Source organism: Pseudomonas sp. Tul2A7 (assembly GCF_054790505.1).
Genome location: NZ_CP186499.1, coordinates 5,225,849 through 5,241,113, shown reverse-complemented (window position 1 = coordinate 5,241,113; position 15,265 = coordinate 5,225,849). Strand labels below are relative to the sequence as shown.

The following is a 15,265-nucleotide window of genomic DNA, read 5'->3' as shown; positions in this document are numbered from 1 at the left end:
CCGGATCGCTCGGTGAACAATCCGTTCTGCAAACGCCTACCGCACGTCGGATTTCGGCCCTTACCTGTCAGATCTGACAGGTGCGAAATCCCACCAATGCGCTTTCAATCACTCCGTTACCTCACCGAACGGAGCTCGCCCCCATGTCCAACCCAACACCGGATGCCCTGAAGTCCCTCTACTTCCCTGCCCTGAACCCACTCGACCCAACGGAAGACTACGATGGCGGCATCCCCATTCGTGGCGTGGAAAACGGTTTGCAAGGCACTGTGCCTGCCTGGCTCTCCATGAGCATCGGCGACCGGGTCGAGGTTTTTTGGAACAACGCCACGCAGGCAGTGTGGAGCAAGACCATTCAATACGAGTCCGAACTCAATCGGGATGTGATCTTCACCCTGGCCAAGAATTTTGTGCTCGACGGTGATGCCACCAACGTTTACTACAAGATTTCCGGCAAGAACTATCCCGGCGAAGAATCCAGGCCCCGCTTGAAACTGCTGGTCAAACTCACCCGCCCCGGCGAATACGACGACATCCCCGGTGATGACGGCCACTCCGACCTCAATTTTTCCCTCGACCGCTACGAGGTCGATCAGGATTTTCCGCAAAACGGCGTGGTGACGATGCGCATCGTTCCCTACCGCAACCTGACCCGCTACGACCGCATCCACGCCCGCTGGGGCAGCCAGCAAGTGATGCATCTGGTCAGCCCGGAACAGGCGGCGGATCCGCAGAAAAACCCGATCGACATCACTTTCGATTACGACCTGATCAAAGCCGCCGGCGATGGCTCCGCGGTGGCAGTGGCGTTTCAGGTGGTCGACCGCTGCGGCAACTACCCGGACGAGCGCGCCCCGTGGTCGGCCCTACAGCGGGTGCTGGTGGACATGAACGGTGACCGCCTGGACGCACCGCTGGTGCTGGTCAAAGGCCAGCCAACTGATCGTGTGGACCTCGACACGCTGGGTGACGACGACGTCACCGTTCGCGTATACACCACTGCCAAAGACTTCGCCGTGAAAGATGAAGTGCTCCTGACCTGGACCGGCACCCCCGCGCAAGGTCCGCAAATCATCGTCGGCCCGTTATCGATGACGGTGGAATTCGTGCCCTTTCAGCTCGACTTCATCATCCCCAACGAAGCCGTACGCGCCATCGCCAAGGGCAGTGCGTCGGTGGGCTTTGTTCGGCGCCGCGAGGGTGAGACCGACCGCCCCTCGAAAAACGCCAGCGTCAGCGTCGTGGGCGATATCAGCCGATTGCTCGCACCTGGCGTCGTCGAGGCACCGGGCGGGACGTTGCCAGTCGATACGCCGTGGGCGACGGTGAGTGCGCCGTGGTACGTCGGTCGCAACGGCAGTGATCTGCTGAATGTGATCTGGGAGGCAAAGGCGCCCGGCGACAACCCTGTTTACTACGAGGACCCGCGCCAGGTCGGCAACGTAGCGGATGGCGAGCCCGTCTTGCGCGCCGTTGCCCAGAGCGATATCCAGCGTTTCGATGGCTTGAGCGTCAAGGTCTACTACGTCGTCACCAACAGAGACAATCTGCTGCTGAGCGTGCGCGAATCGCTGCCGTTCATGATGCAGGTGGGCGCGGCGAAGCCAATATTTGATCGCCCGGAAGTCGAAGAAGCAGACGATAACGACGTGCTGAATCCGGAAAACGTGCCGCCGACCGGCGCAACCTTGGTCTTGACCCACACCGATACCCAGGACAAGGACCGGTTTTACTTCAACTGGACAGGCTCGGCCAGCGGCGGCAGCTTCAGTGACCATATCGACCTGATCCCCGCCACCGCCGGCAAACCTGTGCGAACCACCGTGCCCAAACAGTACGTCACGGCCAACCTCGACGGCGCGGTGGTGGCGGATTACCGGATTGAGCGGGGGGGAGAAACGTTGGGGCATTCGCGGGAGTTGACGTTGGAAGTTGGCCAGGCAACAGCTCCATCTATCGATTCGGTGAAAGGCTCTCCTAGCGGTGTCGAAATCCCCCAAGGCGGGAGCACAGTAGAAACGGCCGTAACCCTGAGCGGCGTCGCTGCCAAAGGCCAGAAAGTCGAAATCTTTGACGGCGCTGTCTCCAAAGGTCCGGCAACTGCAGATCCCACAACCGGTGTCTGGACGCTGCTCGTCAGTGCCTTGGCTGTGGCTGCACACAGCTTTACCGCCAAGGCGTTGTACGGTTCCGGTGCCGTGTCTGCCGCCAGAACACTGACCGTCACCGCCGCCACCGCTCCGACTTTGACGTCGGTCAAAGGCTCTCTTAGCGGTGTCGAAATCCCCGAAGGCGGGGTCACGGTGGAAACGGCCGTCACCCTCAGCGGCGTCGCTGCCAAAGGCCAGAAAGTCGAAATCTTTGACGGTGCTGCCTCCAAAGGTCAGGCAACGGCGGATCCCACAACCGGTGTCTGGACGCGGCTCGCTGGTCTGGCTGTGGCTGCACACAGCTTTACCGCCAAGGCGTTGTACGGTTCCGGTGCCGTGTCTGCCGCCAGAACACTGACCGTCACCGCCGCCACCGCTCCGACTTTGACGTCGGTCAAAGGCTCTCCTAGCGGTGTCGAAATCCCCCAAGGCGGGAGCACAGTAGAAACGGCCGTAACCCTGAGCGGCGTCGCTGCCAAAGGCCAGAAAGTCGAAATCTTTGACGGCGCTGTCTCCAAAGGCCCGGCAACTGCAGATCCCACAACCGGTGTCTGGACGCTGCTCGTCAGCGCCCTGGCTGTGTCTGCACACAGCTTTACCGCCAAGGCGTTGTACGGTTCCGGTGCCGTGTCTGCCGCCAGAACACTTGCCGTCACCGCCGCCACCGCTCCGACTTTGACGTCGGTCAAAGGCTCTCCTAGCGGTGTCGAAATCCCCCAAGGCGGGAGCACAGTAGAAACGGCCGTAACCCTGAGCGGCGTCGCTGCCAAAGGCCAGAAAGTCGAAATCTTTGACGGTGCTGTCTCCAAAGGCCCGGCAACTGCAGATCCCACAACCGGTGTCTGGACGCTGCTCGTCAGCGCCCTGACTGTGGCTGCACACAGCTTTACCGCCAAGGCGTTGTACGGTTCCGGTGCCGTGTCTGCCGCCAGAACACTGACCGTCACCGCCGCCACCGCTCCGACTTTGACGTCGGTCAAAGGCTCTCCTAGCGGTGTCGAAATCCCCCAAGGCGGGAGCACAGTAGAAACGGCCGTAACCCTGAGCGGCGTCGCTGCCAAAGGCCAGAAAGTCGAAATCTTTGACGGCGCTGTCTCCAAAGGCCCGGCAACTGCAGATCCCACAACCGGTGTCTGGACGCTGCTCGTCAGCGCCCTGGCTGTGTCTGCACACAGCTTTACCGCCAAGGCGTTGTACGGTTCCGGTGCCGTGTCTGCCGCCAGAACACTTGCCGTCACCGCCGCCACCGCTCCGACTTTGACGTCGGTCAAAGGCTCTCCTAGCGGTGTCGAAATCCCCCAAGGCGGGAGCACAGTAGAAACGGCCGTAACCCTGAGCGGCGTCGCTGCCAAAGGCCAGAAAGTCGAAATCTTTGACGGTGCTGTCTCCAAAGGTCCGGCAACTGCAGATCCCACAACCGGTGTCTGGACGCTGCTCGTCAGTGCCCTGACTGTGGCTGCACACAGCTTTACCGCCAAGGCGTTGTACGGTTCCGGTGCCGTGTCTGCCGCCAGAACACTGACCGTCACCGCCGCCACCGCTCCGACGTTGACATCGGTCAAAGGCTCTCCTAGCGGTGTCGAAATCCCCCAAGGCGGGAGCACAGTAGAAACGGCCGTAACCCTGAGCGGCGTCGCTGCCAAAGGCCAGAAAGTCGAAATCTTTGACGGCGCTGTCTCCAAAGGCCCGGCAACTGCAGATCCCACAACCGGTGTCTGGACGCTGCTCGTCAGTGCCTTGGCTGTGGCTGCACACAGCTTTACCGCCAAGGCGCTGTACGGTTCCGGTGCCGTGTCTGCCGCCAGAACACTGACCGTCACCGCCGCCACCGCTCCGACTTTGACGTCGGTCAAAGGCTCTCCTAGCGGTGTCGAAATCCCCCAAGGCGGGGTCACGGTAGAAAGGGCCGTCACCCTGAGCGGCGTCGCTGCCAAAGGCCAGAAAGTCGAAATCTTTGACGGCGCTGTCTCCAAAGGCCCGGCAACTGCAGATCCCACAACCGGTGTCTGGACGCTGCTCGTCAGCGCCCTGACTGTGGCTGCACACAGCTTTACCGCCAAGGCGTTGTACGGTTCCGGTGCCGTGTCTGCCGCCAGAACACTGACCGTCACCGCCGCCACCGCTCCGACTTTGACGTCGGTCAAAGGCTCTCCTAGCGGTGTTGAAATCCCTCAAGCCGGGGTCACGGTGGAAACGGCCGTCACCCTCAGCGGCGTCGCTGCCAAAGGCCAGAAGGTCGAAATCTTTGATGGTAGCGGTGCGAGCGCAGTATCCAAGGGGGTTGCGACGGCCCATGCAACCACGGGTATCTGGGAACACTCGATCACCGTGGCACTGGGTGCTCGCCGGTTATATGCAAAAGCGCTTTATGCCGTGAGTCCGGTGTATTCGAACGTTCGCAACCTGACCGTTACAGCCGCCACCGCGCCTACGCTGACCTCCGCGAAGGGCTCGCCGAGCGGTGTTGAAATTCCCCAAGGCGGGGTCACGGTGGAAACGGCCGTCACCCTCAGCGGCGTCGCTGCCAAAGGCCAGAAGGTCGAAATCTTTGATGGCGCTGTCTCCAAAGGTCCGGCAACTGCAAATCCCACAACCGGTGTCTGGACGCTGCTTGTCAGTGCCCTGACTGTGGCTGCACACAGCTTTACCGCCAAGGCGTTGTACGGTTCCGGTGCCGTGTCTGCCGCCAGAACACTGACCGTCACCGCCGCCACCGCTCCGACTTTGACGTCGGTCAAAGGCTCTCCTAGCGGTGTCGAAATCCCCCAAGGCGGGGTCACGGTAGAAACGGCCGTCACCCTGAGCGGCGTCGCTGCCAAAGGCCAGAAAGTCGAAATCTTTGACGGCGCTGTCTCCAAAGGTCCGGCAACTGCAAATCCCACAACCGGTGTCTGGACGCTGCTGGTCAGTGCCCTGACTGTGGCTGCACACAGCTTTACCGCCAAGGCGTTGTATGGTACTGGGCAGACTTCTGCCGCGCGAACCCTTACGGTGGCCCCCGCGTTCATCATAGAAACCTCAACTTTAGTAATATCTGGTCGCAACTTTTCCATCGCGAATTCCGGTCCCAGATGGATTCGTACCGGAAAGGACCCCTTCGGCACCACAGCCGACCGAACCCCGTTAAGTGGCGTCCCCCCGTACACTTATAGGTCAGGCGACAGTGGCATCGCTTCGGTTGAGGAGACGACAGGGCGCGTGCGGAGTGAGTGGAACGGAACGACCCGTATCTATGTGACCGACAGCCTGGGACGCGACGCCAGCTACGAGGTAACCGTGAGCAATGTAATTAGGCTAATAAAGTACACGGGCGGAGGCTACACCTCGGCACAAGCACTAGCGTGGAGACAATCTCTAGGGGGCGCCCTCGTCGGGCGCGATGACATAGCATTATTAGCTAAATACACCAGGGTCGGATCCCCCGATTGGGACAGCGGGAAAGGCGTTTACATCGCACCCCTCCTCAGCCACCCAACAGTACCCCCACACCCTCGCCCAGGGCACTATATTGACTACCTGGACGGGGGCGGCAGCGAAGGGGTATGGTGGATAAGAGACGGAATAAACAATCCAACGCGCGACGACTTCATCCACACCAACTTGCTCGTATGTTTAGTACCATAATCGCCGAGCCATAACCCCATAAATAGCCAATAGGTTAATACGAAAAAACGTTAATCCACCTCATCCACGTCCGAGGACGCGGGTGAGGTTTGCTCCTAAAGCTGGCATTCTTTCGATGAACAGAAACTAACACAAGTGGCTATTGGACGGGGGTAACGCTTTCCCAGGAAAGTGAAGCCCCGTTCAATACGTCCGACATAAGTTTTGTCGAGATGCTTTTGTAGATCAAACTCTTCAAACAGGTCATTGACCACACGCACAGCCTGATATTAAACGGGGCCAGACCACGTTTTCCGATTTTTAGACTAAAAGGTCGCAGCCTTCTGCGGCTCAGATAACTGTGTAGAAGTTGCCGGAGATTGCGATTTTTTGTTTTGGGGAAAACTGGCGGAAGGCATCCGGCCGAACTTGTCCGGGATCGGATGCCGTCCCCGACCGCGTTTGAAGCTCGGCCGCGCCACCGGGTGCGATTGCCTTCCTTGAACTCATTGCGCGTCTGCATGGGCCAGGACGGCTAATAGGAATAGACCAAGTTCACCCAGACAATCTTCCGATCTTTTGCCTTTTAAACGCAGGTGTTTAAAAGACACCTCTAGACACGCCTTCAAGGCTACAAATTCTTGCGCCATTGCCTACAGCTACGCCAGAATCCGCCGGCTTGTGCGCCTTGGGGTCGGGTTCTATTGTGGTGCGGTCGCTGACGAATCAGCGATCGGGTTTAGCGACTCGAATTCAAGTTCAAAGGTGCATCAGCGTTCCAGGCTTCGTTGCGGATCTGTATTTTCGCAATTTCGTCATGGTGGCTGTATGCGGGAGACCCTCGGGTCTGCCGGGTGCCTTTGACCGGTTCGCTAACCTGCGTACAGCCGCCACCCCTCCTGTTTAGCGACAGGTTGTAGCGGCTCCACTTCAAAGGAGCTTCACCATGATCAAACCAACACCCAACCTACCCGAAACCGACGCCACCTCCCGCTACGAATCCCTCGATTCAAAAAAACTCCACGAAGCCGCCGACCGCGCCCTCGATCACTACCTCTGCCCACCCGGCTCGACCCCACCGCCACGCAAAACCCGCCGGATGTACGCCGTGACCGCGGAATTCAAAAACGAGGAACTGCTGGCCGATGCCAGCGAAACACTTGCCTCAGCCAGAACCATCGCCCATGACCTCGCCCATCTCATACCGGCGTCGCAGCGTCGTACTTTGTTGGGGATTGCACAGCTGATAATGCTGGGCGAACTGGCGGTGAATCGGGTGATGGATAATCTGGAGTTGCCGCAGTAGCAGGGATACAGATCGTTCCCACGCTCTGCGTGGGAACGATCATATCCACACCTGGGCCGACCTCGCCGGTTTGAGTTTCGATGAACTCGACCACAGCAAGAGCCTGGTCAGCGACAGCTTCAAAGTACGGCCACTGCTGATCGGCGACCCGTACCAGACCGACCTGCGTGCGTTGATCGACTTCAGTTTGATGAAGCCGAAGAAACCGATACCAACCGTCGCGGATGCGGTGGAGCAGTAAAACCGAAGGGGCCTTTATGGCCCCTTTTTCATGGCTACCGCTAGCCACGGAAGCATTGTCATGGTGAATTTGTCGGGCGTCGCCGATGCACCACGTCAACCTTCAGCAATCATCCCAAGTCCTGCTCCTCACACCGCCTTCGAAGGCAAGCAAGTGCGCCTCAAGGAAATACTGCAGCGGTTGACTGCCCTACCCTCACTCCCTATCCTCGCGCCTGTCACGACTCATTCGTGATCGGGTTTGACGGCTCGGCGGTTTTTAAGGTGTGCATTGTTCCCCAACTTTGCTAGCGCGCTCGCGTGCTCGAAACAAAGCTAAATGGTGACTGTGTGCGGGGCACTTTCGAGTGCGCCGGGTACCTTAGACCGGTCCGTCAACCTGCGCACAGTTGCCACCCATTCGTTTGACGGCGATCTGGTGGCAGCTCTTGATGACTAAGGAGTTACACCGATGACCGATCCAACCACGCTATCCACCCCCTTCGCCCCCTGCGACCACGTCGCCCACCACCTCTTCACCGTCCAACCCGACATCCCCCTCCTCGACGCTCTCGAACACGCCACCGTCTACCTCAACTGCGCCGAAGCCCTCGCCCACCAAGCCCCGACCGCCACCCGCCCGGAACACAGCGGCTCACTGCACTGGGCCAGTCAGCAAATGCTCAGCAGCGCCCGCGCACTGGTGCTGGCCTCCGTCGCCGGTTTGCATGCCGCACAGGCCGGAGGTGAAGCATGAGTTCGCACATTTCGATGACTCACAACGAGGGCAGCATTCCGGTATTGCTGGTCTCCACCGAAGCCCCGCTGGATGTCTTGCACAGCAGCGCGGCCAGTCGCTTTCTGGCGGTGACGCAGATGATGGAAAGTCTGGCCAGTCTGGATATCTCGTCTGCCAAGGGCGCCGATGTGCAGCAACTGGCCCATGCGGCGGCGATGTTGTTGCGTGATGGCTGTGATGTGATGGATGTGTTGGGTCGGCAGATTCGTTTGCGCGTCTGATACCCGCAAAGTCAAAAGATCGCAGCCTTTGCCAGCGCCTATATCGATCAATGTAGGCGCTGGCGAAGGCTGCGATCTTTTGCTTTTCAAGCGAGGTCGAGTCAAACCTCCGAAACACTTTCAAATAATAATATTTCTCGTTTGATACTAAATCCCAGCCGCACCTTTCGTCTTTGAACAAACGGAATTTTTCCCTCGAAGACAAGGAGTCGGCTGCGATGTTCGCGCCCATTACCCGTTCCATGACCCTCACCCTAGGCCTGTGCGGCGCTGCGTTCAGCGCCGATCTGCTGGCTGAAACCGAAGCCAAAAATCCGCAGCAGCCCGGTAATCCGGCGCTGGAGCTGGCCGCAACCAACGTCAGCGCGCAAGGCTTGGGCACCACCACCGAAAACACCGAGTCCTACACCACCGGAGCGATGAGCACGGCGACGCGGCTGAACCTGTCGATCAAGGAAACCCCGCAATCGGTGTCGGTGATCACGCGCCAGCAAATGGATGATTTCAAGCTCGGTACATTGTCCGAGGCCATGCGCCAGACCACCGGTGTGGTGGTGCAGCATCTGGATTCGGATCGGGTCAGTTACTCGTCGCGCGGCTATGCGATCAACAATTTCCAGATCGACGGGATGCTCAACACCTTCGATCGCATGAAGTCCGATTCCGACACGATCATTTACGACCGTATCGAGGTGGTGCGTGGTGCCACCGGGCTGACCACGGGTGCGGGTGATCCGTCGGCGACGATCAACATGGTGCGCAAGCGTCCGACCGCGCAGTGGCAGGCGCTGGCCGGGGTCAGTGGCGGCAGTTACGACAATTACTACAGCTACGTCGATGTCGGCGGGCCGCTGGCGTTCGACGGGCGCTTGCGCGGGCGCACGGTGTTGGCCTATCGCGACAACCAGTCGATCAAAGACAAATACGCGCTGCAACGGGAGGTCGGTTATGGCGTGCTTGAGGCGGATCTGAGCGATTCCACCGTGCTGGCGGTCGGTTACGACTATCAGAACAAGCATGTGCAAGGTTCATCCTGGGGCACCGTGCCCTACTGGAATGCCGATGGCAGCAAGGCCGGTCTTGGGCGCTCGACCAACATGGCGACGTCGTGGAGTTCCTGGCCGCTGCAAGACAAGACCGCATTTGCCACCCTCGATCAGCAACTGGCCGGCGGCTGGCGCCTGAAAGCCGCGTACACCCATCGCGAGAGCAACACCGATGGCAAGGTCTATTACGGTGGTGCCGGTTTTCCCGCAGCGGACCGCAGCGGCATGCTCGCCTACACCTCGCACATGATCGGCACACAGAAAATGCAGGCGTATGACTTCAATGTCTCCGGCCCCTACTCGCTGCTCGGCCGTGAGCACGAAATGATGTTCGGCTACGGTGAAGCCGAGCGCCGCTCGAATTCCCCGTACACCATTGCCGGTGCGCGTCCCAAGGACTATGGGAGCATCCGCGACTGGAAATACATGGGCGACATCGCCAAGTTCAGCGACACCGTCACCGACCTCACCGGGTCCAAGGACGATACCCGGCAGAAAGCCGGCTACATCGCCACGCGCCTGAGCCTGACTGATGATCTGCACGCCGTGCTCGGCAGCCGCTATGGCAGCTGGCAAGCGTCCAGTACCAGCAACAGTTACGACGCCAATCGGCAACTGACCGAGGTCGACTACACCAGTCAGAAACAGAACGACGTCTGGACGCCTTACGCCGGCCTGCTGTATGACCTGACCCCGGAATACACGGTGTACGTGAGTTACACCGACATTTTCAAACCCCAGGGCAACCGCGACAAGAATCGCAAATACATCGACCCGGTGGTTGGCAAAAACTATGAAGTGGGCATCAAGGGCAGTCTGCTCGAGGAGCGCCTGAACCTGTCCACCGCGGTGTTCTGGAGCAAGCAGGATAACGTCGCCGAACTCGATAACTCGGTGCCGGCGGATCCGGTTACCCGTGAGCAGTTCTACAAATCCGGCGGCAAGGGCAACAAGGTCAACGGCTTTGAAGCTGAAGTGTCCGGGGAAATCCTTCAGGGCTGGAACATGACCGCCGGTTACACCTACACCCACTCGGTCAACGGCGAAAGCGAGCGTACCAATACCAATCAGCCGATGAACCTGTTGCGCGTCTCCACCGCGTACCGCCTGCCGGGCGAATGGCAGGCGCTGACCGTGGGCGGCGCGGTGAACTGGCAAAGCGATGTGTATGGCACGTCGAGCCGACCGGTTGGCGGCGACACCGAACAAGCGCGAATCGCCCAGAGCGCCTATACCGTGGTCAATCTGATGTCGCGCTACGAGTTCGACCGGCATCTGTCGGCGTCACTGAACGTCAACAACCTGTTCGACAAGAAGTATTACGACAACGTCGGCTTCTATAACGGCGTGTACTGGGGTGACCCGCGCACCGTCACTCTGAGTCTCGACTGGAAGCTCTGACCCCCGCCTCTCGGGTGCGGCGCACCTGTGCTTGATGTGCGCCGCGTCTGTCCGATATTGCCCCGCAACATGCTGCAAAACCTACACTGAACCGGCGTTAACCCCGTGTTAATTCATGCCACCCAGACTCTCTTCCGAGATCTGCTTCATGGACGAACGGCTCCCACTTGTTCAGTAGGAGGCACCATGAAAATCACTACCGCAATCCTTGCCGGGCTGTTTGCCCTGGGTTCTGCCAGCGTCTTCGCCGAGGGCGGCGCTGAGCGCATGCGTTATTACTACGACAACTTCCCGGTTCAGCACGCCCAGAGCGAGCAGAAGAGCGACGCCAACGCGAAAGAAATTCGCGTTCCCGCCGACCAGACCGCGCAAGTGACCGAGTCCTATCGCAACTGAGATTTAGCGAGCAACCGATGGACCTCCCGTGGCTCCGCTCTGGCCTGGGAGAGGACAGTTTGGCGCCCTGATTGGGGCGCCTTTTTTTGTGGGCATTGAGCGGGGTGTTCGACCTTATGCTGTCGCGAGTTCGCAGATTGGGTTGGGTCAGCAAGAACCAACCCCCTCACCCCAGCCCTCTCCCCAAAGGGGCGAGGGGGAAAGGGAGCCGATTTTCATGCTTTTCAAAACCTACGTTCGGCTCGATGTTTCAGGTCGGCGTACCTTGCCCAAACACCTCGGTCAGTCCCCTCTCCCTCTGGGAGAGGGCTAGGGTGAGGGGCTTCTAGGCCTGCAAACTCTTGATCCAGAACTGCATGCGCCCGTGATCCGGGTCAAACATGCCCGGCGCGAAGCCGAACTTGCGGTAGGAACCCTGCGCCACAGCGTTACCTTCAAGCACTTCAAGGGTGATCTTGCAGCAACCGCGCTGACGAGAGATTTCCTCGACTTTCTGCAGCATTTTCTGGCTCAGACCGAGACCGCGAAACTTGCCCACCACCGCCACGTCGTGGACGTTGACCAACGGTTTGCAGGCAAACGTGGAAAACCCTTCAAAGCAGTTCACCAACCCCGCCGGTTCACCACCGACAAAGGCCAGCACGCTGAACGCATGCGGGCGACGGGCGAGTTCTTCGGGCAGTCGACGCAACAGGTCAGGGTCGAGCGAATGACCGCCGCCCATGGGGTCTTCGGCGTAATGATTGAGCACGAAACCGATGGCCTCGGCGTGCGTTGGATTGCTGTAGCTGGCTTGAAGTACAAGAATCTCTGCGGAATCCATTTCCATCCCCAAACACAAAAGCCCCGGCGCGCAAAGTGCGTACTGAAAGGCTGACTGACCTTAGCGCGGGGGTGATCGGGCGGGCAACCCGCAAATGCAAAAGATCAAAAGATCGCAGCCTTCGGCAGCTCCTACAGATAATCGGGTGCAGGAGCTGCCGAAGGCTCGGGCCGCGATCGGACGATCTTTGGCTTTTTCAGTGGCCCCAAATCAACTCTTCAGTCCAGCCCAGTTCGGCGAAATCCCCGGCGCGCAGGCCACTCTCGCCGATACAGAAAAACTCATCCAGTTGCGGCGGTTTCACCACGGTATCGCTGAGCATCGCATGCACCTGCCCCCGGTGATGAATCTGATGCTCGAACAGGTGCGACAGCATGCGCAAACGACTGTCGTGCTGCGGCGTATCACGGGCAATAGTGACGATCCGGGGCAGATCGGCATCGCGCAGTTGCTCGCAATAGGCAATCAGTCGCCGATCAACGTGAGCCTGCTCTTCGCGCAGTTGCGGGCCGCCGGTAAACGGCTCGTCCACGTTGAAAAACACGTAGCAATCGGGGTGAGGTTCAGCGCCGCGCAGCTCGCGCTCCAGCGCATCGACGTAGAACCAGTCGCAGGTGAGGATGTGATTGAGAGTCAGGCGAATGCTCGGAAAAAAACTCACCCGAGGCGCCGCCAGATCCGTCGCACTAAGCTGCGTCCAGGCCTTGGCCAGCCGATGATTGGCCCAGGCATTCTGATAAGCCATGGTCAGCAGATGATGGGATAACGCTTGGCTCATGTCGGCGCCCTCTTCACTCAAGCTTCGGCAAAACGTTGCAGCTGCATTTCCTGCAAGCGACTGAGGGTACGGCGGAACGGGAATTCCAGATAACCCTCGGTGTAAAGCGCGTCCATCGGCACTTGCGCCTCGATGTACAGCGGCACTTTGCGGTCATAGCACTCGTCGACCAACGCGATGAAACGCCGCACACCGTCATCGTGCACCGACAATTGCGGCAACTCGCGGTCACCGGCCACTACCCGTTGCGCGCCATCTTCAGTGCCGCGCGCGATGCGCCCTTCGCGTTTCTGTGCGCTGAGATTGGGCACCTCGCTCAACAGAATAGCCGTGTAGCGGTCGCACAGCGCGATGAAATCCATGGCGGCGAACGGTTGCTCGCACAGATCCGCGTAGCGGCACCACAACACCGTTTCACTGGCCTGCACCACGTTCAACCGGCGATGCCCGACCGACACCGGTTCGCTGCTGGCCGCTTGCCCGGCGGTCAGTGTCTGAAAGACTTCCTCTAGCGCGCTCACCGCAGACGTAGAGACAAAGTAGCGTTGCAGGCCCGCCCCCGGATGCAAACGATGATCCTCGGCGCCATTCACCGCAACCACCTGCATATGCGCCTTGATCGCGGCAATCGCCGGGACAAAACGGTCGCGGTTGAAGCCATCGGCGTACAGATCATCCGGCGGCAGATTGGACGTGCAAACGATCACCACGCCTTCGTCGAACATCACCTGAAACAGCCGACCGAGAATGATCGCGTCGCCGATGTCGTTGACGAACAGCTCATCGAAGCACAGCACCCGCACCTCGGCCGCCAGCTCCCTGGCCAACGCGCGCAATGGATCGGCAATTCCGGTCAACTGGAACGATCGCTGATGCACCCAGCCCATGAAGTGATGAAAGTGTTGACGTCGCGCCGGCACCCGCAGGCTCTGATAGAACTGATCCATCAGCCAGGTCTTGCCGCGCCCGACCGGCCCCCACAGATAAACGCCGGTGACCGAACGGGCACCGGCGTGCAGGGCTTCATGGCATTTTTGCAGCGCCCAGACCGCATGTTCCTGGGCTTCATCCTGGATGAAACCCTTGTGTTGCACGGCGTGTTGCCAGGCGCTGAGGGGGGAGTCGAAAGTCATGCGCGGCAGTATGCCACGACTGTTACTGCGCCAAAGATCAGCATTGGCAAATGCCCGTTCATCATCACGCCGCGCAGATCGAATGACCGTTGAGCAACAAGGCACTTGACGCTAAATATTACCAGCATCATATTGGCGAAAATATGTTGCTCGTAATTTTAATTCTTGCCACGTTTTCGATCTGGAGTATCGCCATGCATTACAAGGTTTTCGGCCGCAAGACCGGTCTGCGTGTTTCTGAACTGGCGTTGGGCGCCGGCAATTTTGGCACCGGTTGGGGTCACGGTGCCGAACGTGATGAAGCCAAGCGGATCTTTGATGGTTTTCTCGATGCTGGCGGCAATTTCATTGATACCGCCAATGGCTATCAGGGCGGGCAATCGGAGTCGATGCTCAGCGAATTCATTGCGCCGGAACGTGATCGGCTGGTGATCGCCACCAAGTACAGCATGGGCACAACCCCGGCCGACGGTATTTCCCACACCGGCAACAGCCGTAAAAACATGGTGCGCGCGGTTGAGGAAAGTCTCAAACGCCTGAACACCGATCACATTGATCTGTTCTGGGCCCACGTGACCGATGGCGTGACGCCCATGGAAGAAATCCTGCGCGGTTTTGATGACTTGGTGCGCGCCGGCAAGATTCACTATGCCGGCCTATCCAACTTCCCGGCATGGCGCATTTCCCGCGCCGACGTACTGGCGGAACTGCGCGGCTTCGCGCCAATTGCAGCGATTCAGGTCGAGTACAGCCTCGCCGAGCGCACTGCCGAGCGCGAATTGCTGCCGATGGCCGAAGCGCTGGGGCTGGCGGCGACGCTGTGGTCGCCACTGGCCGGTGGTTTCCTCACTGGCAAGTACCGCGGCAGCGATGACAACAACCGTGCGAGCAAACTCGGCATGCTGGTGCACGCGGAAAAAAGCGCCCGCGAAACCGCCCTGCTCGATACGTTGCTGGCCGTAGCCGCAGAAATCGACGCCAGCCCGACCCACGTCGCCATCGCCTGGCTTCGCGAAAAAGCCCGGCGCTCGACGACCGCGCTGATTCCGATCCTCGGCTCGCGTACCCGCGAACAACTGGATGCCACCCTCGGCGCGCTCGAGGTGCAACTGAGCGAACAGCAAATGGCTCGGCTGGAAGACAGCAGCAGCGTGCCGGCCGGTGTTCCGCACGAAACGATTGCCAGTGCCGCGCCGCGCTTTACCGGCCCGCAGACGTTGGACCTGCCGATCATCCCGGTGGCCTGACCCGGCTGTGGGAGCTAGCTTGCGAAAGCGGCTGGTCAGTCGACAAAGAGGTTGGCTGAGCTGACGCCTTCGCGAGCAGGCTCGCTCCCACAGGGGGGGATGCAGGCCGAGGGCTTGCTGCAGCCGGTGCGGGAAGTTGAGTT

Annotated in this window: 10 protein-coding genes, 1 tRNA gene and 1 pseudogene; 8 read left to right on the top strand and 4 right to left on the bottom strand. The window is 59.7% G+C overall.

The annotated features are described in order from the left end of the window. Positions 1 to 143: 143 nt before the first annotated feature. Positions 144 to 5,774 carry a hypothetical protein gene (locus tag ACOYXJ_RS23440; protein ID WP_460371720.1) on the top strand — a complete coding sequence of 1,877 codons (5,631 nt, stop codon included), beginning with the start codon at positions 144 to 146 and terminating at the stop codon, positions 5,772 to 5,774. Positions 5,775 to 6,159: 385 nt separating this feature from the next. Here ACOYXJ_RS23440 and ACOYXJ_RS23435 read toward each other — a convergent pair. Next, a tRNA-Sec gene (locus ACOYXJ_RS23435) sits at positions 6,160 to 6,253 on the bottom strand. A gap of 446 nt (positions 6,254 to 6,699) precedes the next feature. On the opposite strand from ACOYXJ_RS23435, the gene ACOYXJ_RS23430 reads away from it, so the two are divergent. From ACOYXJ_RS23430 to ACOYXJ_RS23405, 6 genes and pseudogenes are all read left to right on the top strand, one after another. Beyond that, positions 6,700 to 7,059, top strand: a complete 360-nt coding sequence (locus ACOYXJ_RS23430) for a DUF6124 family protein (protein ID WP_460371718.1) — start codon at positions 6,700 to 6,702, stop codon at positions 7,057 to 7,059. Positions 7,060 to 7,099: 40 nt separating this feature from the next. Continuing rightward, positions 7,100 to 7,300: pseudogene (locus tag ACOYXJ_RS23425) on the top strand (phosphoethanolamine transferase CptA); the annotation flags it as partial. Positions 7,301 to 7,750: 450 nt separating this feature from the next. Continuing rightward, complete coding sequence (locus ACOYXJ_RS23420; protein ID WP_460371716.1) at positions 7,751 to 8,035, top strand: DUF3077 domain-containing protein; 285 nt, start codon at positions 7,751 to 7,753, stop codon at positions 8,033 to 8,035. Next, on the top strand, positions 8,032 to 8,298 hold the full coding sequence (locus ACOYXJ_RS23415) for a short-chain dehydrogenase (protein WP_134175222.1): 267 nt from the start codon (positions 8,032 to 8,034) through the stop codon (positions 8,296 to 8,298). Before ACOYXJ_RS23420 ends, ACOYXJ_RS23415 begins: the two co-directional genes overlap by 4 nt. 218 nt (positions 8,299 to 8,516) lie before the next feature. Further along, positions 8,517 to 10,745: a TonB-dependent siderophore receptor gene (locus ACOYXJ_RS23410; RefSeq protein ID WP_460371714.1), complete on the top strand. Its 2,229-nt coding sequence runs from the start codon at positions 8,517 to 8,519 to the stop codon at positions 10,743 to 10,745. 186 nt (positions 10,746 to 10,931) lie between these two features. Then, complete coding sequence (locus ACOYXJ_RS23405; RefSeq protein WP_460371712.1) at positions 10,932 to 11,141, top strand: hypothetical protein; 210 nt, start codon at positions 10,932 to 10,934, stop codon at positions 11,139 to 11,141. 325 nt (positions 11,142 to 11,466) lie between these two features. Here the strand turns inward: ACOYXJ_RS23405 and ACOYXJ_RS23400 are convergent, their stop codons facing one another. The 3 genes from ACOYXJ_RS23400 to zapE form a co-directional block, all read right to left on the bottom strand. Then, on the bottom strand, positions 11,467 to 11,964 hold the full coding sequence (locus ACOYXJ_RS23400; protein ID WP_095118769.1) for a GNAT family N-acetyltransferase: 498 nt from the start codon (positions 11,962 to 11,964) through the stop codon (positions 11,467 to 11,469). A gap of 196 nt (positions 11,965 to 12,160) precedes the next feature. After that, the gene (locus ACOYXJ_RS23395) at positions 12,161 to 12,742 is read right to left on the bottom strand and encodes a DinB family protein (protein WP_460371710.1); all 582 of its coding nucleotides are present in this window, start codon (positions 12,740 to 12,742) and stop codon (positions 12,161 to 12,163) included. Positions 12,743 to 12,759: 17 nt separating this feature from the next. Further along, positions 12,760 to 13,875, bottom strand: coding sequence for a cell division protein ZapE (gene zapE, locus ACOYXJ_RS23390; RefSeq protein WP_460371708.1), 1,116 nt, complete (start codon positions 13,873 to 13,875; stop codon positions 12,760 to 12,762). A gap of 194 nt (positions 13,876 to 14,069) precedes the next feature. Between zapE and ACOYXJ_RS23385 the strand changes: the two genes are divergently transcribed. Then, entirely contained in the window at positions 14,070 to 15,122 is a 1,053-nt protein-coding gene (locus tag ACOYXJ_RS23385) for an aldo/keto reductase (RefSeq protein ID WP_460371707.1), read from the top strand. Positions 15,123 to 15,265: the final 143 nt, after the last annotated feature.

Excerpts from the sequence above, each read along its gene's own strand:
- ACOYXJ_RS23440 (WP_460371720.1), top strand. The coding sequence starts at position 144 with ATGTCCAACCCAACACCGGATGCCCTGAAGTCCCTCTACTTCCCTGCC.
- ACOYXJ_RS23430 (WP_460371718.1), top strand. The coding sequence starts at position 6,700 with ATGATCAAACCAACACCCAACCTACCCGAAACCGACGCCACCTCCCGC.
- ACOYXJ_RS23420 (WP_460371716.1), top strand. The coding sequence starts at position 7,751 with ATGACCGATCCAACCACGCTATCCACCCCCTTCGCCCCCTGCGACCAC.
- ACOYXJ_RS23415 (WP_134175222.1), top strand. The coding sequence starts at position 8,032 with ATGAGTTCGCACATTTCGATGACTCACAACGAGGGCAGCATTCCGGTA.
- ACOYXJ_RS23410 (WP_460371714.1), top strand. The coding sequence starts at position 8,517 with ATGTTCGCGCCCATTACCCGTTCCATGACCCTCACCCTAGGCCTGTGC.
- ACOYXJ_RS23405 (WP_460371712.1), top strand. The coding sequence starts at position 10,932 with ATGAAAATCACTACCGCAATCCTTGCCGGGCTGTTTGCCCTGGGTTCT.
- ACOYXJ_RS23400 (WP_095118769.1), bottom strand. The coding sequence starts at position 11,964 with ATGGATTCCGCAGAGATTCTTGTACTTCAAGCCAGCTACAGCAATCCA.
- ACOYXJ_RS23395 (WP_460371710.1), bottom strand. The coding sequence starts at position 12,742 with ATGAGCCAAGCGTTATCCCATCATCTGCTGACCATGGCTTATCAGAAT.
- zapE (WP_460371708.1), bottom strand. The coding sequence starts at position 13,875 with ATGACTTTCGACTCCCCCCTCAGCGCCTGGCAACACGCCGTGCAACAC.
- ACOYXJ_RS23385 (WP_460371707.1), top strand. The coding sequence starts at position 14,070 with ATGCATTACAAGGTTTTCGGCCGCAAGACCGGTCTGCGTGTTTCTGAA.